This window comes from Microbispora sp. H10670 (genome assembly GCF_014161385.1).
GTDB lineage: Bacteria > Actinomycetota > Actinomycetes > Streptosporangiales > Streptosporangiaceae > Microbispora > Microbispora triticiradicis.
In genome coordinates, this window is the sequence record NZ_JABBWW010000016.1 from 127,511 (window position 1) to 154,152 (window position 26,642).

The window sequence follows — 26,642 nt, forward strand, 5'->3', positions numbered from 1 at the left end:
CGTGGCGTGGGTGATCGTCTCCAGCGTGAGGCGACGGGCTGCGTGGCCCGGCGCCGTGGTCGGATCCCCGCGCGGGCGCCGTCTCCCCAACACTCGGCGATCATCCCGCCTGTGTACATATGCGAGGGAGAAGGTAATTGCCCTTTCCCAACCGGGTGGCCGGAGCCCCGCGGCACCTGGGCGGACGCCGTACGGAGACCTTCCGTCGGCGGCGAACCGCTGAAAATTGCAGAGCCCACCGGCCGGAATCCGAGGTGTGGAAAAGGCCGGTCCGTCGTGAGGCGGACCGGCCTTCTTCAGATGGGTGACGTCATCGGCACCCGATCAGGTGATGGACTCAGACGCGGGTCCACTTCTGGTTGTTGCCGCCGGTGCACGACCAGATCTGCACCTTGGTGCCGTTGGCGGTGCCGCTGCCGGACACGTCCAGGCACTTGTTGGCGCCGACCGCGGTGATCGTGCCGTCGGAGTTGAAGCGCCACTTCTGGTTGTTCTGGCCGTTGCAGTCCCAGATGATGACCGCGGTGCCGTCCGCCGTGCCCGCGCCGTTCACGTCGAGGCACTTGTTGCCGTAGACGCGCAGCTCACTGGCGCTGGTGGAGGTCCACTTCTGGTTGTTCTGGCCGTTGCAGTCCCAGATCAGCACCGTCGCGCCGTTGCTCTGCGAGGCGCCGTTGACGTCGAGGCAGCGGTTCGACGCCACGCCCCTGAGGGAGCTCGTGCCGCCGGGGGGCGGAGTGTTCGTCGGCGTCGAGGTGGGCGTCGAGGTGGGCGTCGCCGAGGGCGACGACGTGCCGCCGCTGAACTGCGTGAAGAAGTTCCATGTCACCGATCGGGTCCAGGAGTTCTCACCCGGCTCATAGTCGCCGGACTTCCCGTCCACCGGGTTGGGCGTGTGGCCCGCGTCGAACGCCGCCCACGCGACCGGATAGCCGGCCCGGCACCCCGAGTAGTAGGTGACGATGTGCGTCAGGCTGCCCTGCGCCGGCTCCGGCGGGTTCTGGGCCGTGCAGCCGTTGTTCCTGACGAACCTGTCCCGCAGCGACCGGCCCTGGGAGATGTTGAGCACCGGGTCGCGGAGGCCGTGGAAACCGAGGTACGCGACAGGCTCGGTGCCGCCGCTGCACCCGCTGAGCTGTCCGCCGGAGTAGACCGCCACCGCGCGGAACACGGTGGGCCGGGAGCAGGCGAGCGAGTAGCTCATGCCGCCGCCGTAGCTGAAGCCCATGGCGAAGCGCTGGGTGGTGTCGATGCACAGGTCCGACTCGAGCCGCCGGATCATGTCGTCGACGAAGGTGACGTCCTCGCCGCCCGAGTTGGCCCAGCCGTTGTTGAAGCCCTGGGGCGCGACGAAGATCGTGGTGTTGTTCGACAGCGCCCTGGTCCCGTAGTAGGACCAGACGTATCCGCTGGTGCCGCCCGAGTCGACGTCGTTGGCGGTGCCGCCGTTCCAGTGGAACCCGAAGACCAACCGGTACGGGTTGGTGTTGTTGTAGTTGTCGGGGATCCTCAGGATGAAGCTGCGGTTCTTTCCGCTGGTCGTGATCGACTGCGTGCCGCTCCTCAGCGTCGGAGTCTTGCCGCAGCCGGCCGTCGCCGCGGCGGCCACGGCGCTGTGGGTGGTGGACGCGGTGCCGCCGAGTGCCACACCCGCCGTTCCCAGGGTGAGAAGCGCCGCCGCGGTGACCGCGGTGAAGATGGATTTGTACCTCAAGTCACGCAACTTTCTGTGCTGTGTCGAGTGTCGGATGAGGTGTCCCGGAGCCTCAGGCACATTACGGTCCCAGTCAACAAATCAGTCAAGAGCATAAGAATGCTCTTTTCGCCGCCGGCAGCGCCGGATCTCCCGGGTCGCGGGCCGTAGGTTTCGGCTTCACAGCCGGTTGAGCTGGTGATTCTGGTCCCTCGTGCGATTCCACCGTGATCGCGATGAGTGCTACTCATCTCCGCAGTCATCCGCGAAAAGGCGGCCGTTTGGTGAAACTAAGTCGTACTCTTTCAGGTCGCTGCGAGGGTGGCCCGCCGCCGCGGCCCGGGTCCGGGCCGCGGCGGGACGGGGTCTAGCGGTAGCCGGCCGCCACGATCTCGGCCTGGATCGCGTTCTCGGTGGCGTCGGAGGGGTAACCCGCGACCATCGCGCCTTCGTAGAAGGTGCCGGCGCTGAGGTTGGCGCCGCCGTCGGGCTTGCAGCAGTCGCCGCCGCTGCCGAGGATGATCGCGCCCTGCTTCTTCATCGGGCTGTAGCCGCCGGGGAGCGAGCCGTCGTACAGCGTGTAGAGGCTGCCGGACTGGGCGTTGCTGCCCTTCATCGCGAACCGGGACGTGCCGTTGTTCTTCAGGGTGGCGGTGACGAACTTGCTGGTGAAGGCGCGCTGGTTGGGGTTCCACGACTGGCTGCCGCCCGGGAACAGACCCCATTCGAGGTCGGCCTGGACCCACGGGCCGCTTCCGGAGCAGCCGCCGAACCAGCACTGTTTGCTGAAGTTGATGGCGTCCATGGCTCCGGCGGCGTCGGCCTTACGGGTGGTCTCGCTGTTGCCGTAGTCGAAGCAGCAGCCACTGTTGACGTGGGTGCCGCTGGTCACCATGTACATGCCCTCGGGCGCGCTGCCGGTGGGGACGCCGGTCAGGTGGCCGTCCCGCCAGTAGCTGTTGCCGGGGTTGATGTACAGCGAGTACGCCTTGTTGCCCCCGACGGTGAGCGACTCGGTGGTCGCGACCGCGGGCTTGCTCTGGGGGGAGCCGGGGACCACGCTGGATCCCTGGTACCACAGGTCGTTGCCCCGCCCGGACTGGTCGTACACGACGGTGACGACGCACGTGGTGCCGGAGCAGAACGAGTCCTGGGCCGCCGCGTTGGCGACGCCGCCCGCGGTCAGGACGGCGATGTTGCGGGTGGTGTTGTCCGAGGAACGCCGCACCTGGTACAGGTTGCCGTTGTAAGCGCCGTACAGCGCCCGCGTCGTGCTGTGCGCGGCCACGCACGGCGTGCCGCCCGAGGCGTAGATGTCGCACGGGCGCGCGCCGGGCGGCGGCGGTGTGGGCGACGTGGTGGGGGTCGCGCTCGGCGAGGCGCTGGGCGACGTGGTGGGCTGCCCCCCGGTGGTCCACTTCTGGTTGTTGGCGCCGGTGCACGACCAGATCTGGACCCTGGTGCCGTTGGCGGTGCCGTTGCCGGACACGTCCAGGCACTTGTTGGCGCCGACCGCGGTGATGCTGCCGTCGGAGTTGAAGCGCCACTTCTGGTTGTTCTGCCCGTTGCAGTCCCAGATGATGACCGCGGTGCCGTCGGCGGTGCCGGCGCCGTTGACGTCCAGGCACTTGTTGCCGTAGACGCGCAGCTCGCTCGCGCTGGTGGTCGTCCACTGCTGGTTGTTCTGCCCGTTGCAGTCCCAGATCAGCACCGTAGCGCCGTTCGACTGCGAGGCGCCGTTGACGTCAAGGCACCGGCCCGATCCCGTGCCCACCAGTGGCGTGGTCGCCGCCGAGGCCGGCGCCGACCAGCTCAGGGCGGCGGCCAGGAGGGTGGTCAGCACCGCCACGGCAGACGAGATGACGGCCGACCGGGAGCGCCGTCCGTGCGGCGCGCGGTCCGGTAAGGGAACGGATGAGGGTTCCATCGTGGGTACTCCTTGGGGGGATAGGGCCGGTGCGGCCCCGCGCTCGGAGAACCGCGGGGCCACACCGGAGACCGCGTGAGCAGGGAGCAGAGATCGGGGAGCAGCGGACAGGGCGGGATCCGCCCGCAGGCCGTCGGCGTCACGACGGATGCGAAGCGGCGTATGCGAATCGATTCGCCATCGCACCGGATCCGCTGCGAGATGGTGCGGTGTACAGCGAAGCACACACGACACACGGACCGCCTGTCAAGGCCGGTCCGGGCGGCCAATGGCCTGCCGGGGTCAGTCGGACGAGAAGAGGCGCTGCTGGATTTCCCTGCGGTAGTCGTCCAGGGTGTTGTCGATGTGCGTCGCGGCGGCGTGGGCCGCCGCTTCCGCGTCACCGGCGCGAATCGCCTGGTAGATGGCGTCGTGCTCCTCGACGGCCTTGGCGGCGTGCCCGCCGACCGAGCCGCGCAGCCCGATGAGGCTCGACTGGGCCTGCAGCCGCCGCGCCTCGCGTACGGCGATCTGGAGGAACATGTTGTGCGAGGCCGTGGCGATGGCGGTGTGGAAGGCGTCGTCGCCCTCGTCGAACAGGTCCTGACGCCCGGTGTCGAAGCCGTGGCGGCACACGGCGGCGGCCTCCTCGACGGCTCTGAGCTCGGCCGGAGTGGCGCGGCGGGCGGCCAGCCGGCTGGTCTCCATCTCCTGGGCGCGCCGGAACTCGAACAGCATGTAGACGTGGTCGAGGTCGGTGGGAAGGAAGAACGACGCCAGCCGCCCGGCGCCCAGCATTCCCTCGTCGTCGGCGACGTACAGGCCCCGGCCCTTCTGGGCGCGCACCCGGCCGAGCGCCGACAGGATCTTCACCGCCTCGCGCACGACGGTGCGGCTGGTGCCCAGCTGCCCGGCCAGGTCGTTCTCCGTCGGCATGCGGTCACCCGGACGCAGGCCAAGCCGGGCGATCAACTCCAGCACCTGCTCCGCGGCCACCTCGTAGCCCGGCCGGTATCCGCCCTCACGCGGGGTGTCGGTCACCGCGCCTCCTCCTCGCCATCCCTGCAGAAGTATGACCGATCGGGGCGCCCCTCCCGCCCTTCCGGAGACGGATCCGATCAGTACGACACATGTGAACGGTTCATTTTCGGCAGCCAGGAGCAGGACGCGCGTGTGGAGGGCGTTACCGCAGGTGGGTGATGGAAAACGGTTCACTGTACCCGGGACCTGAATGTGCGCTGTGTGAAATGAGTGGGCTTAAGGTCTTGACGGGTCCTTGGTGCTCCGATCGTAATTGGTCCGGATCCGCACAGCCGGCCGTCGTCGTACACCTCCGCGTCCGACGACGGTCTCCTCCTCAGGAGGGCGTCACCTGCCGGAGGAGGGCGTGACCTGACCGCACCCCTACCCCCCAAGGAACCACCGTGCAACGATCTTCGCCCGTCACGGCGCTGAGGCCGGTCCTGACCGGCGTCGTCGCCGCGGCGCTGGCCGCGGCGTTCGCCCTCGTCGCCCCGGCCGCCTCGGCCTTCGCGGCCACCACGACCCTCTACGCGTCCCCTTCGGGCACCGGCACCGCCTGCACCTCGGCCGAGCCGTGCTCGCTGCCCGCGGCGCAGACGGCGGTGCGGTCGTTGAACGGCTCCATGTCCGGCGACATCGTCGTTCAGCTGGCCGACGGGGTGTACCGGCTCTCGTCCCCGCTCCGGCTGACCTCGGCCGACTCCGGGAACAACGGCTACACGGTCAGGTGGCAGGCGGCGGCGGGCGCCCATCCCGCCATCAGCGGGGCCCGGGCGGTCACGGGCTGGTCACAGGCGGACGCCGGGAAGAACATCTGGCGCGCCAACGTCGGCACGGGGATCGACACCCGGCAGCTGTACGTCAACGGCGCCCTCGCCACGCGCGCCCGCACCCAGGTGAACCGGAACGACTTCACCGCGACCACCACCGGGATGAGGTTCAGCAGCAGCGCGCTGAGCTATCTGAACAGTCTGGCCAACCAGAACCGGGTCGAGATGGAGAGCGTCGGCTCTTTCACCGACCGGTACGTGACGGTGCAGAGCATCAGCGGCAACTTCATCACGATGCAGCAGCCCGGCTGGAACAACAACACCTTCGGGTACGACACCTTCAGCAAGCCGCACCGGGCGGGCGCGCTCTACCTGGAGAACGCGTACGAGTTCCTGGACTCTCCGGGTGAGTGGTACATCAACCCCGGGACCGGCGTCCTGTACTACATCCCGGCGTCCGGGCAGAACATCAACAACGTCAGCGTCGAGCTGCCGGTGCTGCAGTCGCTGGTCGACGTCGGCGGCACCTACGACTCGCCCGCGCACCACATCACGTTCAGCGGCATCACGTTCACGGGTACGACCTGGCTCGGGCCCAGCAGCAACCAGGGCTTCGCGGACCAGCAGACCGGCTCCTACATCGCGGGCAACTACAACTGGCCCAGCGACCGGCTGACCTCCTGCCAGGAGGGCTGCCAGGCGTTCGAGTCCGCGCGGCCGAACTGGTACCAGATGCCCGCCGCGGTCCAGGTCTCCGCCGCGAACAACATCACGTTCACCGACTCGCAGTTCGTCAACCTGGGCCAGACGGCCATCGGCATCGGCAACGACGCCAACGCGCACGCCAGCGGTGTGGGCCTGGGCGCGAGCGACATCACGGTCACCAGGTCCGAGATCGCCCGCAACTCGGCCGGCGGCGTCGTGGCCGGCGGGGTGCGCGCCGACGCGCACCACCCGAGCGACCAGCGGATGGTCAACCGGAACATCACGGTCAGCAACAACCGGATCCACGACCTCGGCCTGGACTACCGGGGCATCGTCTCGGTCCTGACCACCTACGTCACCACCTCGGACGTGTCGCACAACGAGGTCTACAACCTGCCGTACACCGGCATGTCGATCGGCTACGGCTGGGGCGCCAACGAGCCCGGCGGCAACAACAGCTACACCAACCGCGGGCTGTACAACTACCAGCCGCGGTACACCACGGCCACCACCGCGTCCGGCAACAAGCTCGTCGGCAACTACGTGCACGACGTCATGCAGCAGATGACCGACGGCGGGTGCATCTACACGCTGTCCTGGAACCCCGGCGCTGTGATCAGCGACAACTACTGCCTGCGGACCAACGGCTATTTCGGCGTCTACTTCGACGAGGGCTCGAAGTACTACACCGTCAGGAACAACGTCCTGTCGAACACCGGCACCTGGGCCACCGCCAACTACTGGGGCGGTGAGAACATGGGGAACTTCACCGTCACCGGCAACTGGTCGACCAACAACAGCACCAACATCACGAACGGCGACCGCGGCAACGTCGTCAACAACAACGTCGTCGTCTCCGGCGGCAACTGGCCGTCCGGTGCGCAGGCCGTGATGGCGGCCGCCGGGCCCCAGAGCGGCACGTCGTCGCCGTCGGCCTCCCCGTCGGCCTCGCCCACTCCGCCCGCGGGGAGCACGAGCTCGCTCAGGGGTGTGGCGTCGGGCCGGTGCCTGGACGTCAACGGTGCTTCGCAGAGCAATGGCGCGACGGTGCTGATCTGGGACTGCAACGGTCAGAACAACCAGAAGTGGACGACCACCAGCGCGTCCGAGCTGCGCGTCTACGGCAACAAGTGCCTGGACGTGAACGGCGCGGGCACGGCGGACGGCACCGCGGTGCTGATCTGGGACTGCAACGGCCAGAACAACCAGAAGTGGCGCCTGAACTCCGACGGCAGCATCACCGCGGTCGGGGCGAACAAGTGCCTGGACGTGTCCGGCAACGGCACCGCCAACGGCACGAAGGTGCAGATCTGGTCGTGCACCGGCGCCAACAACCAGAAGTGGACCCGGGTCTGACGCCCGCGACGCTTCCGGACAGCTTCCGACGCATGTGACCTTCGAGGCTCCGCCGGGGTGACCCCTCACCCCGGCGGAGCACGGCACGGCGGCCGCCGCCGACTCCCATCCCGCAGGAGCAGTAGTGTCCCCACCGCAAACCCCGGAGCCGGCCTCCCGCCGGGCCCTTTCCGCGTACGACGCCGGACCGAGGCGCTTCGCAGCCGTCCTCGCCGGGATCGTGGCCGTCCTCCTGGTGATGGCCGGCGCGGCGGGGTGGCCGTCCACCGCGTCCGCCGCCGACAACCCCTACCAGCGCGGGCCCGCGCCCACCGCGGCGAGCATCGCCGCGGACCGCGGTCCCTTCGCCACCGCCCAGGTGACCGTGCCCAGGGGCAACGGATTCGGCGGCGGGGTCATCTACTACCCGACCGACACCAGCCAGGGCACCTTCGGCGCCATCGCGATCGCCCCCGGCTTCGGCACCGCCTGGAGCTACTACGCCTGGCAGGGCCCGAGGCTCGCCTCGTTCGGGTTCGTCGTGATCGGGATCGAGACCAACACCCTCAACGACTACGCCGACGCCCGGGCCGCCCAGTTGCTCGCCGCGCTGGACTACCTGGTCAACAGCAGCTCCGTACGGGACCGGGTCGACCGGGGCCGGCTGGCGGTGGGCGGCCACTCCATGGGCGGCGGCGGGGCCATCCTCGCGGCCAACCAGCGGCCCTCGCTGCTGACCGCGGTAGGGCAGGCGCCGTACGTGCCCGACGGAAGCCTGTCGGGCATCAAGAGCCCCACGATCATCTTCGCCGGCCAGACCGACGGAACGGTGACCCCGCAGTACGCGCAGAGCGCGTACAACACGATCCCCGGCAGCGTGGAGCGCGCGTACGTCGAGATCGCGAACGAGGGGCACGGCTTCCCCGCCGGGGGCGGCGGCGGCAACTCGGGCGCCTTCGCGCGCACCATGATGGTCTGGCTGAAGCTGTTCGTCGACAGGGACACCCGTTACGCGCCGTTCCTGTGCCCGTCGCTGACCAACGCGAACGGCATCTCGAAGTACATGGCCAGCTGTCCGCTCGACCCGCCCGGCGGCGGTCCGACGGCCAGCCCGACCTCGACCCCGACCTCCACACCCACCTCGACGCCCACCTCGACTCCGACGGGCACTCCGCCCGCGGGGGGCACGAGCGCGCTCAGGGGTGTGGCGTCGGGCCGGTGCCTGGACGTCAACGGCGCCTCCCAGGCCAACGGCGCGACGGTGCTGATCTGGGACTGCAACGGCCAGAACAACCAGAAGTGGACCTCCACCAGCGCGGGCGAGTTGCGGGTTTACGGCAACAAGTGCCTGGACGTCAACGGCGGCGGCACCGCCGACGGCAGCGCGGTGATCATCTGGGACTGCAACGGCCAGAGCAACCAGAAGTGGCGGCTCAACTCCGACGGCAGCATCACCGCCGTCGGCGCGAACAAGTGCCTGGACGTGTCCGGGAACGGCACCGCCAACGGCACCAGGGTCCAGATCTGGTCGTGCACCGGCGGCACCAACCAGAAGTGGACCCGCGTCTGACCACGAACCGAACCGGAGGCGGCACCCCTCCCGAAACCCCGTCCACCGGCAACAGCGCGGCGGCGCGCGCCTTTGCCCGACTGCATCTCTCATGTCAGGAAGGAACCCCCCTTATGTCCCGACGTCCGTGGCCGGTGATGCTGGCCACGCTGGCGCTGCTGGCTCCTCTGCCGATGGCGCTCAATGTCCCGGCGGCGAACGCGCTGACGATCCCGGCCTCCGACTACCAGCAGGTCGCACTGGCGACCGGTGGCGGGGAACTGGGTGAGGCGATGTCGCTGGCGGTGCTGCCGAACCGGTCGGTGCTGCACACCGCCCGTGACGGCACGCTGCGCATCACCGACGTCAACGGCACCACGAAGGTGGCCGCCAAGCTGAACGTCTACACCCACGACGAGGAGGGGTTGCAGGGGGTCGCGGTCGACCCGAACTTCGCGACCAACCGCTACGTCTGGCTGTACTACTCGCCGCGGCTGAGCACCCCGTCCGGCGACGCCCCCTCCAGCGGCTCACAGTCGCAGTTCGACCAGTGGAAGGGGCACCTGAACCTCTCCCGCTTCACGCTCAAGTCCGACGACACGCTGGACCTGAGCAGTGAGAAGGTCGTGCTGGAGGTGGCCAACGACCGGGGCATGTGCTGCCACGTGGGTGGTGACATCGACTTCGACGCGGCCGGGAACCTCTACCTGACCACGGGCGACGACAGCAACCCGTTCGAGTCGGCCGGATACTCGCCGCTGGACGAGCGCACGGACCGCAACCCGCAGTACGACGTGCAGCGCACCGCGGCCAACACCAACGACCTGCGGGGCAAGCTGCTGCGGATCAAGCCGCAGCCGGACGGGACGTACACGATCCCGAGCGGGAACCTGTTCCCGCCGGGCACGGCCAAGACGCGCCCGGAGATCTACGCGATGGGGTTGCGCAACCCGTTCCGGATGAGCGTGGACAAGGCCACCGGGGTGGTCTACCTGGGCGACTACGGACCGGACGCGGGGTCGACCAACTCCAACCGCGGGCCGCAGGGGCAGGTGGAGTTCAACCGCATCACCAGCGCGGCGAACCTCGGGTGGCCGTACTGCACCGGGTCCAACAGCACGAACGAGACCTACAACGAGTGGAACTTCGCCACCAACAGCACCGGCCCCAAGTACAACTGCTCGGGCGGTCCGACCAACAACTCCTTCCGCAACACCGGGCTCACCACGCTCCCGGCGGCCAAGCCGGCCTGGATCCGGTACGGAGGGGACGCAGGTTCGCCGCCGGAGTTCGGCGGCGGGTCCGAATCGCCGATGGGCGGTCCGGTCTACCGCTACGACCCGAACCTGAACTCCTCGGTGAAGTTCCCCCAGGCGCTGGACGGACGGTTCTTCGCCGGTGAGTACGGCCGCAAGTGGATCAAGGCCATCGAGGTCCGCTCCGACGGCGGGTACGGCGAGATCAGCGCGTTCCCCTGGTCGGGGACGCAGGTGATGGACATGGCCTTCGGCCCGGACGGCGCGCTGTACGTCCTGGACTACGGCACCGGCAGCAACAACCAGGCGCTGTACCGGGTCGAGTACATCGGCAAGGCCAACCGCAACCCGATCGCCAAGGCCTCGGCGGACAAGACCTCCGGCGCGGCGCCGCTGACGGTCAACTTCTCCTCCTCGGGCAGCTCCGACCCCGAGGGCGGCGCGCTGAGCTACTCCTGGGCGTTCGGGGACGGGACCACCTCCACGGCGGCCAACCCGAGCAAGACCTACAACACCAACGGCACCTACACCGCGACGCTGACCGTCCGTGACCCGCAGGGGCTGACCGGCACGGCGAGCGTGACCGTGAACGTGGGCAACACCGCGCCGTCGGTCGCGTTCACCTCGCCGGTGGAGGGGCAGTTGTTCTCCTTCGGCGACACCGTGCCCTTCCAGGTCTCCGTGTCCGACCCCGAGGACGGGACGATCGACTGCTCGGCGGTGACGGTCACCTACTTCCTGGGGCACGACAGCCACGCCCACCAGATCACCTCCAAGTCCGGGTGTTCCGGGTCGATCGCGGTGCCGGTCGACGGTGAGCACGACTCGGCGGCCAACATCTACGGGGTGCTGCAGGCGACCTACACCGACAAGGGCGGCCTGACCACCACCGTCGTCCGCACGCTGCAGCCGCGGCACCGCCAGGCCGAGCACTTCGGCGCCCAGCAGGGCGTGCAGACGGCCGACCACACCACCGCCGAGGGCGGCAAGACCGTCGGCTTCACCGACGACGGCGACTGGATCTCCTTCACCCCCTACAACGTCTCCAACGCCACGCGCATCACCGCGCGGGTGTCGTCCGGTGGCGTCGGCGGCCGGCTGGAGGTGCGGGCGGGCTCCGCGACCGGCACGCTGCTGGGCACGGTGAACGTGTCGCCCACCGGCGGCTGGGAGACCTTCGCCGACGTGTCGGCGAACCTCAGCGGCGCGCCGGCCGGGACCACCACGCTGTATCTGGTGTTCCGCGGGGCGACCGGGCAGGGGTACCTGTTCGACCTGGACGCCTTCACCCTCGACACCGGCACCTCCAGCTCTCCCTCGCCGTCCCCGTCCCCGTCCGCGTCTCCGTCGGCCTCGCCGACTCCGCCCGCGGGTGGGACGACCTCGATCAAGGGCGTGCCGTCGGGCCGGTGTCTGGACGTCAACGGCGCCTCGCAGAGCAACGGCGCGACGGTGCTGATCTGGGACTGCAACGGCCAGAACAACCAGAAGTGGACCTCCACCAGCGCGTCCGAGCTGCGCGTCTACGGCAACAAGTGCCTGGACGTGAACGGCGGCGGCACGGCGGACGGCACCGCGGTCATCATCTGGGACTGCAACGGCCAGAACAACCAGAAGTGGCGCTTCAACTCCGACGGCACGATCACCGCGGTCGGCGCGAACAAGTGCCTGGACGTGGCGAGCAGCGGCACCGCCAACGGCACGAAGGTGCAGATCTGGTCGTGCACCGGCGCCAGCAACCAGAAGTGGACCCGCGTCTGACGCCGTCTCGCAGGCCACTCCCCATCAACCGATCCACCACCTGATGCGACGCCCGGCACGGCCCCGCCCTCGACGAGGAGGGACGGGGACCGCGCCGGGCGCCGCGACGAAAGGACATCCATGCTGCGACATCTGACCCCCGCCGCGCCCGGGCGCGGTGCGGGAGGCGACCGGAAGGCGTCGGTGCTGCGACGCCTGTCGGCGACCGCGGTGGCGTTCACCGCCGCCGCCGCCGCGATGGTGGTCCCCGCCACCCACGCCCAGGCCGCCGCCTTCAAGGTGCTGGTGTTCTCCAAGACGGCCGCGTTCCGGCACGACTCCATCCCCGCCGGCATCCAGGCCATCCGTGAACTCGGCGCCGCCAACGACTTCGCCGTGGACGCCACGGAGGACGCGAACGCGTTCACGTCGGGCAACCTCGCGCAGTACAAGGCCGTGGTGTTCCTCAGCACCACCGGCGACGTCCTCAACGCCACCCAGCAGACCGCCTTCCAGTCGTACGTCGACGGCGGGGGCGGTTACGTCGGCGTGCACTCGGCGTCCGACACCGAGTACGACTGGCCCTACTACGGGCAGCTGATGGGCGCCTGGTTCAAGGACCACCCGGCGATCCAGCAGGCCACCCTCAAGGAGGAGGACCGCGCGCACGCGGCCACCGCCCATCTCGGCCAGACCTGGACGCGCACCGACGAGTGGTACAACTACCGCACCAACCCGCGCGCCAACGTGCACGTGCTGCAGAGCCTGAACGAGAGCAGCTACAGCGGCGGGAACATGGGCGACCACCCGGTCACCTGGTGCCACCCGCAGGCGTCCGGCCGGTCGTTCTACACCGGTCTCGGGCACACCCAGGAGTCGTACGCCGATTCCAACTTCCGCACCCTGCTGCTCGGCGGCATCCGCTACGCGGCCAAGGCCACGAACGCCGACTGCCGTCCGGAGACCGGCTACACGGCCCTGTACAACGGGTCGACCTCCGGCTGGACGCAGGCCGGGCCCGGCTCGTTCACCAACAGCGACGCCACGCTGACCTCCCAGGGCGGCATGGGCATGCTGTGGTACAACGCCAAGGAGTTCGGCTCCTACTCCCTCAAGCTCGACTGGAGGATGACCGGCGACTCCAACTCCGGCGTGATCGTCGGGTTCCCGGCCACCAGCGACCCCCAGACGGCCCTCGACACGGGGTACGAGGTCCAGATCGACGCCACCGACACCGCGGACAAGACGACCGGGGCGATCTACGGCGTCAAGTCGGCCGATCTCGCCGCACGTGACGCGGCGCTGAACCCGCCGGGTCAGTGGAACACCTACGAACTGCTCGTCGAGGGCGAGCGGCTGCAGGTCTTCCTGAACGGCAGCAAGATCAACGACTTCACCAACACGAACCCGGCGCGATCCCTGCAGCAGGGATACATCGGCATCCAGAACCACGGGTCCGGCAACGTGGTGGCCTACCGGAACATCCGCATCAAGGAACTGAGCGGCCCGTCGCAGTCCCCCTCGCCCTCCCCGTCCCCCTCGCCGTCCGCTTCTCCGTCCGCGTCGCCGACCCCGCCCACGACGAGCACGACCGCTCTGCGGGGTGTGGCGTCGGGCCGGTGCCTGGACGTCAACGGCGCCTCGCAGTCGAACGGCGCGCAGGTGCTGATCTGGGACTGCAACGGCGGGAACAACCAGAAGTGGACCTCCACCAGCGCGACTGAGCTGCGCGTTTACGGCAACAAGTGCCTCGACGTCAACGGCGGCGGCACCGCCAACGGCACCGCGGTCATCATCTGGGACTGCAACGGCCAGAACAACCAGAAGTGGCGCTTCAACTCCGACGGCAGCATCACCGCCGTCGGCGCGAACAAGTGCCTGGATGTCAGCGGCACCGCCAACGGCACAAAGGCCCAGATCTACACATGTAACGGTCAGAACAACCAGAAGTGGACTCGTGTCTGACGCCATCAGTCCCATCCGGGGAGCGGTGGGATATGCGGAGGCCTCCTCCGCCTCGCCGCACCCGGCCTGATTTTCGGCGCGGCCCTGATCAGGGCCGCGCCGGTTTTTTGGTAAGGCGGAGGCATGTGCTGATTCGGGGGATTTTCTCCCGATGGTGCCAGGAGTCCCTTTTCCCATGTCAGGAGCGCGCGGCTGTTCGCCCCAGGGGCGGGTCCGCAGGTATGAAAAGGGGTCCGGCAGGCCTCGGCAAGAGCGTGAAAGTTTCATACTCATTTCGTCCACGACCCTGGACGGAAGATCTCCGATGGCTGTGGAGTGGAGGGTCCCCGGTCGCCATGACACGGTCATTGTCCTGTGAAAGGGCAACTTCCGCAGGAGGGTGGCGAAACTTTGGTGCGGAACGGGAGAAGAAGTCTCCATGGCACGAAAATAAGCGTGCTTGACAACAGAAGTTTGGTAGACCTATTTTCTTCCCGAATCGGTTCGTCCGCTCCCTGTGACCAGGCTGAATCCCTTCCCGAGTCACCCGCCGTCCACCGGAGCGGAACGCGCACCGGCCGGCCGCCAGGTCCTCCTCCCCGGCGGCCGGCCGGGTGAACCGTGCGCCCGGCTCGGCACGAGTCCCACCCCCCGTTTAGGAGATCCCCGTGCATGACTCCCCACCCCCTGCGGCGCGGGGGCTCGTCCCGGCCGGACCGGCACGACGTCCCGGAGGGCGGGCCGCGTGCTGAGGATGACCGGCATCGGCAAGAGCTTCCTGGGCGTCCGGGTGCTCGGCGGTGTCGACCTGGAGGTGTCCGCCGGCGAGGTCCACGCGGTGGTGGGGGAGAACGGCGCGGGCAAGTCGACGCTCATGAAGATCCTCGCCGGCGTGCACGCGCCGGACGAGGGGACGATCGAGATCGACGGCCGGAGCGTGACGTTCGGGCATCCGATCGAGGCGCAGCGGGCCGGGGTGGCGATCATCTACCAGGAGCTCACCCTGCTGCCGGAGCGGACGGTCGCCGAGAACGTCTTCCTCGGCCGGGAGCCCGTCCGGCGGGGACTGGTCGACCGGGCGGCGATGGAGTCGGCGACCGACGAGCTGCTGAAGTCTCTCGGCGAGGAGTCGTTCGGGCCGCGCGATCTCGTCCGGCGGCTCTCGGTCGCGCGGCAGCAGGTCGTCGAGATCGCCAAGGCGCTGTCGCTGAACGCCCGGATCGTGGTGATGGACGAGCCGACCGCCCCCCTCGCCGACCACGAGGTGGAACTGCTCTACACGCTGGTGCGGCGGCTCACCGCGCGCGGCATCGCGGTCCTCTACGTCTCCCACCGGCTCCGCGAGATCTTCGACCTCGCCGACCGGATCACCGTGCTCAAGGACGGCGCCCGGGTCACCACCGCGGAGGCGTCGAGCCTGGACACCGCGGGCCTGGTCCGTCTGATGGTCGGCCGGGAGCTCGACTCGTACTATCCGCCCCGCGCGGCCGGACCACCCGGAGAGGTGATCCTGAGCGTACGCGGCGGCGGCAACGCCCGGCTCCACGACATCGATCTCGACCTGCGCGCCGGGGAGATCGTGGGGGTGGCCGGGCTGCAGGGCTCGGGCCGCACCGAGCTGGCCAAGGCGCTGTTCGGCGCGGAGCCCTTCACCAGCGGCGAGATGACGCCCCGCCGTCCCCGCTCGGTCCGCGAGGGCATCGCCGCGGGGATCGGCCTGGTCACCGAGGACCGCAAGGCCGAGGGGCTCCTGCCCAACCAGCGGGTGCGCGACAACGCCCTGCTCGTCGCCCGGGCCACCGGAGCGCCTCGCACCGGTGTCGAGCGGCTGCTCGAACGCGTGCGGCTCAGCCCGCCCCGGCCCGCCCAGGAGGTCCGGCTGCTGTCCGGGGGCAACCAGCAGAAGGTCGTGCTGGCCAAGTGGATGACGGTGGCGCCGCGCGTGCTGCTGTTCGACGAACCCACCCGCGGCGTCGACGTCGGCGCCAAGGCCGCCATCCACGACCTGATGCGTGAGCTCGCCCGGGACGGCATGGCCGTCCTGATGATCTCCTCCGAGCTGCCCGAGCTCATCGGCATGAGCGACCGCATCGTGGTGCTGCGGGACGGCCGCCTCGTCGGAGAGCTGCCCGCGGGCTCCACCGAGGAGGCCGTGATGCGCCTGGCGGCCGCGTCATGACCCAGCAGCTGAAACTCGGGCGCGTGCCCGCCGGAGGCTCGTTGCTCCGCAGAATCTCGGCCGACCGGCCCGCGCGGCCCGTCTACGTCGCGCTGGTCCTGCTCGTCGTGCTCGGCTGGCTGGTCTTCGCCCTGGACGGCGGGACGTTCCTCGGCCAGGAGAACATCGTCGGCATCCAGCAGCGGTCGGCGGCGCTGGGCATCGTCGCGGTCGGCCAGACGCTGGTGATCCTGGCCGGCAGCCTGGACCTCTCGGTCGCCTACCTGATCAGCCTGACCTCGCTGGTCACCGCCGAGATCATGGCGGGCGCCGACACAGGAGTCCCGGCCGCGGTCGCCGCGGCGCTGGCGGTGAGCGCGCTGATCGGGCTGGTGAACGGCCTGATCGTCACCCGGCTCCGGGTGCACGCCTTCATCGCCACCCTCGGGGTCGCGCTGGTCGTCAGGGGCGCGCTGGACGCGCGGTACGACGGACCGGCCGGCAGCGTGCCCGAGTCCTTCCAGCATCTCGGGTACGACCGGATCGGGCCGCTGCCGGTGTCGGCGCTGCTGTGGGCCGCGGTGGCGGCGGGCGCGTGGCTCCTGCTCAGCCGGACCCGGCTGGGCTACCGGATCTACGCCGTGGGCGGGGACGCCGAGGTGGCGCGTCTCTCCGGGGTGCGCACCGAGCGGGTGGTGGTCATCGCCCACGTGCTCTGCTCGGTCTGCGCCGGGATCGCCGGGCTGCTGCTCGCCTCCCGGCTCGGGGCGGGCGCGCCGACGGTCGGCACCGACGGCGGGTACGACCTGGAGTCGATCGCGGCGGTGGTGCTCGGCGGGACCGCGCTGGCCGGAGGCCGCGGCGGGGTGGCCGGGACCGTCGGCGGAGTCCTGCTCCTGGCCGTCCTCGACAGCATCTTCAACCAGCTTGAGGTCAACTCCTTCGCCAAGGACGTCGTACGGGGCGTGATCCTGGTGGCCGCCCTGGCGATCTACGCCCGCGGAAGGCGGACCAGATGAGACGAGCGCTACCGATCTTCGTGGTGCTGGCCGGGCTGCTGGTCGCGATCGCGGTCGTCAACCCGTACTTCCTGGAGCCGCCCGCCTTCCTCGCCTTCGTCAAACGGGCCGCGCCGCTGGTGATCCTCGCGGCCGGGCAGTACTTCGTCATCGTGTCCGGCGAGTTCGACCTGTCGGTCGGCTCCCTCGTCACCGCCGAGGTGGTGATCGCCGCCCGGCTCATCGACGGCTCGGCGGAGGCGACCTGGCCCGTGCTGGCCCTGATGATCGCGTTCGGGCTGATCGTCGGGCTGGTCAACGGGGCCGTCACCACCCTGCTCCGCGTCCCGTCGTTCATCACGACGCTCGGCATGCTGCTGATCCTGTCGGGAGCGGTCTTCCTCTGGACGGGCGGGTCGCCCCGGGGCGCGCTGTCCGAGCAGTTCCGCCAGCTGGGCCGGGGGAGCCTCGGCCCGGTGCCCTGGTCGGTCCTGATCCTCGTCGTGGTGGCGGCGGCCGCCGTCTGGGCGACGCGCGCCCGGTTCGGCCACACGCTCGTCGCGGCCGGGGACAACGACCGCGCCGCTGCGCTGTCCGGGGTCCGGGTCGCCCGGGTCCGGACGGTGGCGTTCATGATCTCCGGGCTGTCCGCGGCGGTCGCCGCGATCCTGCTCGGCGGCTTCGCGGGAGTGTCCGCGCAGGTCGGCAAGGGCCTGGAGTTCCAGGCCATCACCGCTGTGGTGCTCGGTGGCGTGGCCCTCGGAGGCGGTCGCGGTTCCGTGACCGCCGCGATGGCGGGCGCCTTCACTCTGGAGGCGCTGTTCACCCTGCTCAACCTGTACGGCATCTCGGGGGCGCTGGAGCCGGCCGTACAGGGCGTGATCATCATCGCCGCGGTGGCGCTGGGAGCCGTGCGCTTCCCACGCGCGAGAGCCGCGGCTGCCTCATAAGGGAAGGAAGACGATGCTTTCATATTCGCGGCGGTTCCTCGCCGCCGCCGCGCTCGCCGTGCTGACGCTGCCGGTGGCGGCGTGCACCAGCGACAAACCCGCGCCCTCCGCCTCCGGGGCGCCTTCCGGGGCGCCGGCCGGATCCGCCGGACCGGCGGACAAGGGCACCGGGGAGCAGTCGAAGTTCTTCGTGCAGGCCGACTACGACGCCCAGATGGCGATGCGCAAGGCCCAGCCGACCGGCCCGTCGGATAAGCCGTGGGAGCAGAGCATCGATCCCCAGCTCATCGACACCGCCAAGTACAAGAAGGCCGGGCCGTACCACCTGTGCTTCTCCAACGCCGCGGTCGACAACCCGTGGCGGCAGGTCGGCTGGAAGACCATGCAGGCGGAGGTCGCCCAGCACAAGGAGATCACGAAGTTCACCGCCCTGGACGCCGAGGGCAAGGACGACAAGCAGATCTCCGACATCGCGGAACTGACGGGGAAGGGCTGCGACGCGCTGATCGTCTCGCCCAACACCACGGCCACGCTGACCCCCGCGGTGTCCGGCGCCTGCCCGAAGGTGCCGGTCATCGTGTTCGACCGGGGCGTCCAGACCGACTGCCCGGTGACCTTCATCAAGCCGATCGGCGGCTACGCCTTCGGCGCCGCGGCGGCCGAGTTCCTCGTCGACAAGGTGCCGGCCGGCGGCAAGATCCTGGCGCTGCGCATCCTGCCCGGCGTGGACGTGCTGGAGACCCGGTGGTCGGCGGCGAAGGTGGCGTTCGACAAGAGCGACCTCCAGGTCGTCGGCGTGGAGTTCACCGACGGCGACGCCGCGAAGACCAAGAGCGTGGTCAGCGACTACATCCAGCGGTACGGCAAGCTCGACGGAGTCTGGATGGACGCGGGCGCCACCGCCGTCGCGGCCGTCGAGGCGTTCGAGGACGCGGGCCAGCCCGTGCCGCCGATCAACGGCGAGGATCAGCAGGACTTCCTGAAGAAGTGGAGCGACGCGAAGCTGACCGCGATCGCGCCGACCTACCCGACGTACCAGTGGCGCACCCCCGTCATCGCGGCGCTCAAGATCCTGAAGGGCGAGCAGGTGCCGAAGGTCTGGAACCTGCCGCAGCCGGCGATCACCCAGGAGAACCTCGCCACCTACCTCAAGCCCGGCATGCCGCCGCTGCACTACGCCCTCTGCGGCTGCGAGGACCTGCCCGGCTACCCCGAGAAGTGGGGCGGCACGTCGTGATCGGGGTGAACACCTGGGTCTGGGTCTCGCCGCTCACCGGCGAGGCCCTGGCCCGCCTCGCGCCGAGGATCGCGGACTGGGGGTTCGACGTCGTCGAACTGCCGGTCGAGCATCCCGGCGACTGGGACCCGGAGGCGGCGGCGGCCCTCCTGGACGGGCTCGGGCTCGGCGCGTCGGTCGTGCTCACGATGCCGCCGGGACGCGAACTCGTCGACGCCTCGCCGCAGGTCGTCCGGGAGACCCAGGACTACCTGCGGCACTGCGTGGACGTGGCGGTGACCGTGGGCGCGCCGGCGGTCAGCGGGCCCGCGTACGCCTCGGTCGGCCGGGCCTGGCGGATGAGCCCGGACGAGCGGCGGGCGATCTACGGCGAGCTGCGGGAGAACCTGAAACCGGTCGTCGCGTACGCGGCCGAACGCGGGATCAGGATCGGCGTCGAACCGCTCAACCGGTACGAGACCAGCGTCATCAACACGGTGGAGCAGGCACTCGACGCGCTCCCGGAGGAGTGCGGGCTCGCCCTCGACACCTACCACCTGAACATCGAGGAGAAGGACCCCCTCGCGGCCGTCCGCCTGGCGGGCGGCAGGATCGCCCACCTCCAGGTGTGCGGGACCGACCGCGGCGCCCCGGGCGCCGACCATTTCGACTGGCCGGGCTTCGCCGCGGCCGTCCGCGACGTGGGCTACGCCGGCCCTCTCGTGATCGAGTCCTTCACCGCCGACAACAAGACCATCGCCACCGCCGCGTCCGTCTGGCGTCCCCTGGCCCCCAGCCAGGACGCCCTCGCCACCGACGGCCTCGCCTTCCTCCGCACCCTCACGAGCTGACCGGAGAACCCCGACCACGAACCCCACCGACCCCCGCAACTCCGACCCCTTCCGGTAACCCCCCAGGAGATCCTTCATGCGAAGATCACGCCTGATCCCCGCACTGGCCGCGGCCATGCTGGGGCTGCTGCTGTCCGCGGTGCCACTGGTGGCACACGCGGCGGCGCCACAGTTCAAGGTGCTGCTGTTCAGCAAGACCGCGAGCGGCGCCTACCGGCACGACTCCATCTCCGCCGGCATCGCGATGTTCCAGCAGCTGGCGACGGACAACAACTTCCAGCTGGACGCGAGCGAGAACTCCTCCGTCTTCACCACGTCGAACCTCAACAACTACGACGCGGTGATCATGCTCCAGACGTCGGGCATGGTGTGGGACAACGACGCGCAGCGTCAGGCCATGCAGGCCTACGTGCGCAGCGGCCGCGGCGTCGTGGCGATCCACAACGCCGTCGACATGAACATCGAGTCGCAGTTCCCCTGGTGGGACCAGACCGTGCTGGCCGGCGCGCACATGACGCAGCACTCGTCGATCGTGCAGGGCACCGCCAAGGTCGCCGACAAGGTCCACCCCTCGACCAAGGGCCTGCCGGACCGGTGGACCCGCACCGAGGAGTGGTACAACTTCGACAAGAACATGCGCGGCTCGGTGCACGTCCTGGTCACCGCGGACGAGACCACCTATGATGCGGGCGCGAACAAGATGGGCGCCGACCACCCGATCTCCTGGTGTCACAACCCGGAGGGCGGCCGGGTGTGGGCCACCGCGATGGGCCACAACGCGTCCTCCTACTCGGAGCCGCTGTTCAAGCAGCACCTGCTGGGCGCGGTGAAGTGGGCGGCGGGCGCGGAGCCCGGCGACTGCGGCGGCACGATCACGGCCCGCTTCCAGAAGGTGACCCTCGACGGCGCGCCGGACCAGCCGATGGAGCTGGACGTGGCGGCCGACGGCCGGGTCTTCTACATCTCGCGCTCGGGCAAGGTCAACCTGATCCCCGCAGGCGGCGGCAGCACTCGCGTCATCGGCACCCTGTCCGTGTACGATGGCGGCGAGGACGGCGGCATCGGGATCGCGCTCGACCCGAACTTCGCCAACAACGGCTGGATCTACATCAACTACTCGCCGTCCAACGGCGGTGAGGTGAACCGGGTGTCCCGGTTCACCTTCAACGGCACCAGCCTCGACCTCAGCAGCGAGAAGAAGATCATCGAGGTTCCGGCGTTCCGCAACGTCGACGAGCCGGGTCACACCGGCGGCTACATCGCGTTCGGCCCGGGCGGCAACCTCTACATCGCCCCCGGTGACGACACCAACCCCAACGCCTCCAGCGGCTACGCCCCGATCGACGAGCGGCCGGGCCGGGAGCACTACGACGCCCAGCGGTCCGCGGCCAACACCAACGACCTGCGCGGCAAGATCCTGCGCATCCACCCCGAGTCCGACGGCACCTACACGATCCCGTCCGGCAACATGTTCGCGCCGGGCACGGCCAAGACGCGGCCCGAGATCTACGCGATGGGCTTCCGCAACGCGTTCCGCTTCGCGGTCGACAAGGTCACCGGCTGGCTCTCCGTGGGCGACTACGGCCCGGACGCCGGCAGCGCCAACTCCAACCGCGGCCCCGAGGGCACGGTCGAGTGGAACCTGATCAAGCAGCCCGGTTTCTACGGCTGGCCGTACTGCACCGGCAACAACACGCCGTTCAACGACTTCAACTTCTCCACCAACACCTCGGGGGCGAAGTTCAACTGCTCGGCGCCGGTCAACGACTCGCCCAACAACACCGGCCTGACCAACCTGCCGGCCGCCAAGCCCGCGACCGTCTGGTACAACTACCACGCCTCGGCGGAGTTCCCTGAGATCAACTGCTGTGGCGGCGCGGCCCCCATGGGCGGCCCGTTCTACCGCTACGACGCGGCCAGCACCTCCGACCGCAAGTTCCCCGAGTACTTCGACGGCGGGACCTTCCTGTACGAGTGGAGCCGCAACTTCGTCAAGGAGTTGCGCCTCGACTCCTCCGGCAACCTCCTGAAGATCAACCCGTTCGTGGCGAACATCGCCCCGCACGCGCCGATCGACATGAAGTTCGGCCCGGACGGCGCGCTCTACATGGCCGACTGGGGCAACGGCTTCGGCCACGCGAACACCGACGACGCCATCTACCGCATCGACTACGTCGTCGGCAACCGCGCACCCATCGCCAAGGCGAGCGCCAGCCCCGACTCGGGCGCCGCGCCGCTGACGGTCGCGTTCTCCTCGGCCGGCTCGTCCGACCCCGACGGCGAGGCGATCACCTACAGCTGGGACTTCGGCGACGGCACCACCTCCACCGCGGCCAACCCGACGAAGACCTACAACGCCAACGGCACCTACACCGCCAAGCTGACCGTACGGGACTCGAGCGGGAAGACGGGCAGCATCACGCTGACCATCGCCGTCGGCAACACCCGTCCCAAGGTCGTCTTCTCGGCGCCGCCGGACGGCGGGTTCATCAACTTCGGCGACCGGGTGTCCTACACGGTCAACGTCACCGACCCCGAGGACGGCACCGTCGACTGCTCCAAGGTCAACGTGTTCACCGCCCTCGGCCACGACCAGCACGCCCACGACACCGGCCAGTTCACCGGGTGCTCCGGGACGGTCACGACGACCGCCTCGGGTCACGACGAGGCGGCCAACGTCTACTACGTCCTGGGCGCGTCCTACACCGACAAGGGCGGCCTGAAGGGCGACGCCGGCATCACCCTGCAGCCCAAGCACAAGCAGGCCGAGCACTTCAACGGCTCCAGCGGCATCCGGGTCGTCGACGAGGCCGGCGCCGAGGGCGGCAGGCGCGTCGGCGACATCTCCAACGGCGACTGGATCTCCTACACGCCGGTCAACCTGTCGGGGATCGACTCGGTGTCCTTCCGCGTGTCGGCGCCGTCCAGCACCGGGGCCTCCATCGAGCTGCACGCCGGCTCGCCGACCGGGACGCTCGTCGCCTCCAGCTCGGTGCCGTCGACCGGGGGATGGAACAACTACGTCTCCCTCCCGTCGGTGGCGGTCACCAACCCGGGTGGCACCGGCGACCTCTACGTCGTGTTCAAGGGGTCGACGGCGAACTCGTTCGACTTCGACTCGCTGACCTTCAACGGCAAGGGTGTCGGCCAGGACGGGGGCACCTCCTCGCCCTCTCCGTCGCCGTCGCCCTCCGTCTCGCCGTCCGCTTCTCCGTCCGCGTCGCCGACCCCGCCCACGGGTGGGACGAGCTCGCTGCGGGGTGTGGCGTCGGGCCGGTGCCTGGACGTCAACGGCGCTTCGCAGACCAACGGCGCTACGGTGCTGATCTGGGACTGCAACGGAGGGAACAACCAGAAGTGGACCTCCACCAGCGCCACTGAGCTTCGCGTCTACGGCAACAAGTGCCTCGACGTGAACGGCGCGGGCACGGCGGACGGCACCGCGGTGATCATCTGGGACTGCAACGGCCAGAACAACCAGAAGTGGCGCCTGAACTCCGACGGCACGATCACCGCGGTCGGGGCGAACAAGTGCCTGGACGTGGCCGGCAGCGGCACCGCCAACGGCACGAAGGTGCAGATCTGGTCGTGCACCGGCGGCAACAACCAGAAGTGGACCCGCGTCTGATCGCGGAGTGACCTTCGACCCCCAATAAAAGCGGGGCCGGCCGATTCGGCCGGCCCCGCTTCTATCTGATGGGGGTCACCACGGGTGCGGTCAGGCGCAGCTGATCGCGTTGTAGGCGGCCTCGTACGAGGTGGTGCCCTGCTTGCCGCCGATCGTGGCGGTCCCGGTGACGGTCACCGTGCCCGCCGCGAGCTGCCCGGCCCGCGTGTTGAAGGACTGGTAGGCCTGCTTGGCCGGGGCCACGCCTTCGACCGTCTTGGCGCCGAACGGGGTCGTCAGGGTCACGGTCGCCGGCACCTCGGCGTCGTTGACGGCCGTGACCGCCACGTACGCCGACGTCCCCACGCAGCGGGAGGAGGCGGTCACGGTCAGCGGGACGCGCGGAGCGGGCGTGGCGATGGTCAGCTTGACCGCCTTGGCCTCCTCCACGTTGCCGGCCTTGTCGGCCGAGCGGTACCGCAGCTCGTGCTCACCAGGGCCGGAGACGGTGACCGGGCCGGCGTACGGCGTCCAGTCGCCGGCGTCCAGCGCGTACTCGGTGCGCGCCGTGCCGGACGTCTCGTCCGTCGCGGACAGGGTCACCTGCACGTCGCCGTCGTGCTCCCCGCCGTCGTTCGCCGGCGGGACCGTCGAGGTCGTGACCGGCGCCGTGGCGTCGATCCTGGCCGTGACGGTCCTGATCTCCTCCACGTTGCCCGCCTTGTCGGCCGAGCGGTACGCCAGCGCGTGCGTGCCGTCGCCGGACAGGACGACCGGAGCGGCGTACCGCGTCCAGGCGCCGCCGTCCAGCCTGTACTCGGTGCGGTCGAGCCCGCTGCCCTTCGCCTCGTCGGCGGCGGTCAGCGTGACCTTGACCTGACCGGTGAACCAGCCGCCGGCCGGCCGCGCCGGGTCGGTCGTCACGCTCGTCACCGGGGCGGTCCTGTCGGCCGGCTGCTTGGCGATCAGGGCCTTGGCGAGGTCCTTGAGCGCCTGGATCAGCGCGGCCTGCTCCGGGTCCGACTTCTTCAGCGGCAGCGTGGCGGCGCCCAGCAGCAGCGCCGAGGCGGCCTGCCACTGGGACTTGCGGCTGAGCTGCTCGGCCAGGTCGATCGCCGCCTTCACCGAGGTGGCGGCGCCCTTGCTCATCTTGCCCGTGCGCGACGCCTGCGCGTAGCGGGCCCGGACGAGGTCGAAGCTCGGCTCCCAGGTCAGCTTCGGCTGGGCCTGGGTGTTGAACTTGCCGAGCCGCACGCTCGCGGCCGCGTTGATCTCGGCCTGGTCGAGGAACTGGCTCGGCGTCAGCTTGAAGGCGTCGAAGCCGCGGGCGATCTCGTTGCCGTAGATGTGGCCGTTGTACCAGTAGGCCGACCAGTATCCGCCGAGCGCCAGCGACGTGGCGTTGATCGGGCCGCGGTCGAAGAAGGCGATCTCCTTCGGGTTGCGGGAGTCGGTGAAGTCGAACGCCGACAGCCCGCCCTGGTACCAGGCCTGGACCATGATGTCGCGCCCGGGGACCGGGACCAGCGAGCCGTTGTGCGCGACGCAGTTCTCCGTGGTCGTCTGCGGCGCGGGGAGCTTGTAGTAGCTGCGGAACTGCAGCTTGCCGCCGACGATGTCGTAGATGGCGTTGGCGCCCCACGACGGCTCGTCGGTGACCCGGCACCGCGCGCCCGAGCCGCCGCCCCACTCGTCGGTGAAGACGACCTTGGTGCCGTCGTTGTTGAAGGTGGCGGAGTGCCAGTAGGCGTAGTTCGGGTCCGAGACCGCGTCCAGCCGCTTCGGGTTCGACGGGTCGGAGATGTCGATCAGGATGCCGTTGCCCGCGCAGGCTCCGGCGGCCAGCCCGATCTCCGGGTACGCCGTGATGTCGTGGCAGTGGTTGGTGACCGGCTGCGGAGACCAGTTGGTGCCCGACGGGTGCTGCTGGGTGGGCGGGGTGTTCTGCAGCCCGTTGACGGCCCCGGTGGCCGCGTCGGCGAACAGCCGGGGCCGGCTGACGACCGCCGCGTTCTGCGGGGCGGCCAGCGGCACCCGGATGACGTCGATCCTCCACAGCGACGTGCCGGGGTCGGTCGCCGCGGTGTTGGCGCAGCCCGCGAGCTCCTGACCCGAGCGCACGCCGGCCGTGCCGGAGACGTAGACGTAGACGTTCTCCGGCTCGTTCTTGCTGGTCACCAGCGAGTGGGTGTGCGAGCCGCGGCAGGTCTGCACCGCCGCGACCTGCACCGGCCGGCTGATGTCGCTGATGTCGAAGACGCGCACGCCGCGGAACCGGTCGGGGTTGACCGTGCCGCTCGCGCCCTGCGTGCCGCAGTCGACGCGGCCGCGGGTCTCCTCCACCGACATGAACAGCAGGTTCCCGTACACCGACAGGTCGCCCTGCCCGCCGGGGCAGATGACCGACGTCTTCAGCACGGGGCTGCCGCCGTTGGAGATGTCGTAGATGTTGAAACCCTGGTAGTTGCCGGAGAAGGCGTAGTCGCCGGCGAAGGCCAGGTCGGAGTTGGCGTAGGAGGCGTTCCCCGGATTGGAAGGCTGGACGAACCCTTCCGGTTTGTCCAGATGGGTCAGCAGTTGAACGTTGCCGGCGGCCTCCTGGGCGTCCAGCCAGCCCGCGCCGAGACCGACGCGGGGGTCGGTGTCGGCCGTGGCCGCCGTCGCGGTGGACGCCAGCCCCAGGAGCATCGCTCCCGTAGTGGTGATGATTCCCAGCCTGCGTAGTCGAGCGCGTCCCCCACGCGCCAAACGGCTACTCGTCACGGGCCGTTTCCCTTTCTTTACGGCACCTCCTCCCCTGAGCCGGCGCGTGGCCGGTGGACGACCAGGGGCCTGGCCGGTGCCTCCGTACGAGGCCGGCGTGGGGGGAAGATCCCATTGGTGGTTCCCGCGAACTGTAACGGAAAGGATTTTGATGTTCCATAGGACGACATATCTGATT

At 69.7% G+C, this 26,642-nt stretch carries 14 protein-coding genes; 10 read left to right on the top strand and 4 right to left on the bottom strand.

From position 1 onward, the window contains the following. Positions 1–337: 337 nt before the first annotated feature. From HHX33_RS22310 to HHX33_RS22320, 3 genes are all read right to left on the bottom strand, one after another. Positions 338–1,714 carry a lectin gene (locus HHX33_RS22310; protein WP_259402737.1) on the bottom strand — a complete coding sequence of 459 codons (1,377 nt, stop codon included), beginning with the start codon at positions 1,712–1,714 and terminating at the stop codon, positions 338–340. Positions 1,715–2,060: 346 nt separating this feature from the next. Continuing rightward, a complete protein-coding gene (locus HHX33_RS22315) occupies positions 2,061–3,620 on the bottom strand; it encodes an arabinofuranosidase catalytic domain-containing protein (protein WP_182876312.1) in 1,560 nt (519 codons plus the stop codon). A 282-nt stretch (positions 3,621–3,902) separates the two neighbouring features. Then, positions 3,903–4,640 (bottom strand): FadR/GntR family transcriptional regulator, encoded by a 738-nt coding sequence (locus tag HHX33_RS22320; RefSeq protein ID WP_208758869.1) that lies wholly within the window; start codon positions 4,638–4,640, stop codon positions 3,903–3,905. Between the two features lie 383 nt (positions 4,641–5,023). Between HHX33_RS22320 and HHX33_RS37315 the strand changes: the two genes are divergently transcribed. The 10 genes from HHX33_RS37315 (at position 5,024) to HHX33_RS22370 (ending at position 23,722) form a co-directional block, all read left to right on the top strand. Continuing rightward, on the top strand, positions 5,024–7,453 hold the full coding sequence (locus HHX33_RS37315) for an RICIN domain-containing protein (RefSeq protein WP_182876313.1): 2,430 nt from the start codon (positions 5,024–5,026) through the stop codon (positions 7,451–7,453). Between the two features lie 124 nt (positions 7,454–7,577). After that, on the top strand, positions 7,578–9,002 hold the full coding sequence (locus HHX33_RS36330) for an RICIN domain-containing protein (RefSeq protein WP_310741478.1): 1,425 nt from the start codon (positions 7,578–7,580) through the stop codon (positions 9,000–9,002). A 113-nt stretch (positions 9,003–9,115) separates the two neighbouring features. Next, a complete protein-coding gene (locus HHX33_RS22335) occupies positions 9,116–11,998 on the top strand; it encodes a lectin (protein ID WP_182876314.1) in 2,883 nt (960 codons plus the stop codon). A gap of 120 nt (positions 11,999–12,118) precedes the next feature. Beyond that, positions 12,119–13,942: a ThuA domain-containing protein gene (locus HHX33_RS22340; protein ID WP_182876315.1), complete on the top strand. Its 1,824-nt coding sequence runs from the start codon at positions 12,119–12,121 to the stop codon at positions 13,940–13,942. A gap of 733 nt (positions 13,943–14,675) precedes the next feature. Continuing rightward, the gene (locus HHX33_RS22345) at positions 14,676–16,100 is read left to right on the top strand and encodes a sugar ABC transporter ATP-binding protein (RefSeq protein WP_208758890.1); all 1,425 of its coding nucleotides are present in this window, start codon (positions 14,676–14,678) and stop codon (positions 16,098–16,100) included. Next, positions 16,097–17,098 carry an ABC transporter permease gene (locus HHX33_RS22350; protein WP_182876316.1) on the top strand — a complete coding sequence of 334 codons (1,002 nt, stop codon included), beginning with the start codon at positions 16,097–16,099 and terminating at the stop codon, positions 17,096–17,098. Before HHX33_RS22345 ends, HHX33_RS22350 begins: the two co-directional genes overlap by 4 nt. Further along, entirely contained in the window at positions 17,095–18,027 is a 933-nt protein-coding gene (locus HHX33_RS22355; RefSeq protein WP_182876317.1) for an ABC transporter permease, read from the top strand. The genes HHX33_RS22350 and HHX33_RS22355 overlap by 4 nt, the downstream gene beginning before the upstream one ends. A gap of 13 nt (positions 18,028–18,040) precedes the next feature. Continuing rightward, positions 18,041–19,264 (top strand): substrate-binding domain-containing protein, encoded by a 1,224-nt coding sequence (locus HHX33_RS22360; protein WP_111700201.1) that lies wholly within the window; start codon positions 18,041–18,043, stop codon positions 19,262–19,264. After that, a complete protein-coding gene (locus tag HHX33_RS22365; protein WP_396785398.1) occupies positions 19,246–20,094 on the top strand; it encodes a sugar phosphate isomerase/epimerase family protein in 849 nt (282 codons plus the stop codon). The genes HHX33_RS22360 and HHX33_RS22365 overlap by 19 nt, the downstream gene beginning before the upstream one ends. Before the next feature lie 76 nt (positions 20,095–20,170). After that, entirely contained in the window at positions 20,171–23,722 is a 3,552-nt protein-coding gene (locus HHX33_RS22370) for a lectin (RefSeq protein ID WP_182876319.1), read from the top strand. Between the two features lie 90 nt (positions 23,723–23,812). Here HHX33_RS22370 and HHX33_RS22375 read toward each other — a convergent pair whose 3' ends face one another. Then, the gene (locus tag HHX33_RS22375) at positions 23,813–26,389 is read right to left on the bottom strand and encodes an LVIVD repeat-containing protein (protein ID WP_220502074.1); all 2,577 of its coding nucleotides are present in this window, start codon (positions 26,387–26,389) and stop codon (positions 23,813–23,815) included. Positions 26,390–26,642: the final 253 nt, after the last annotated feature.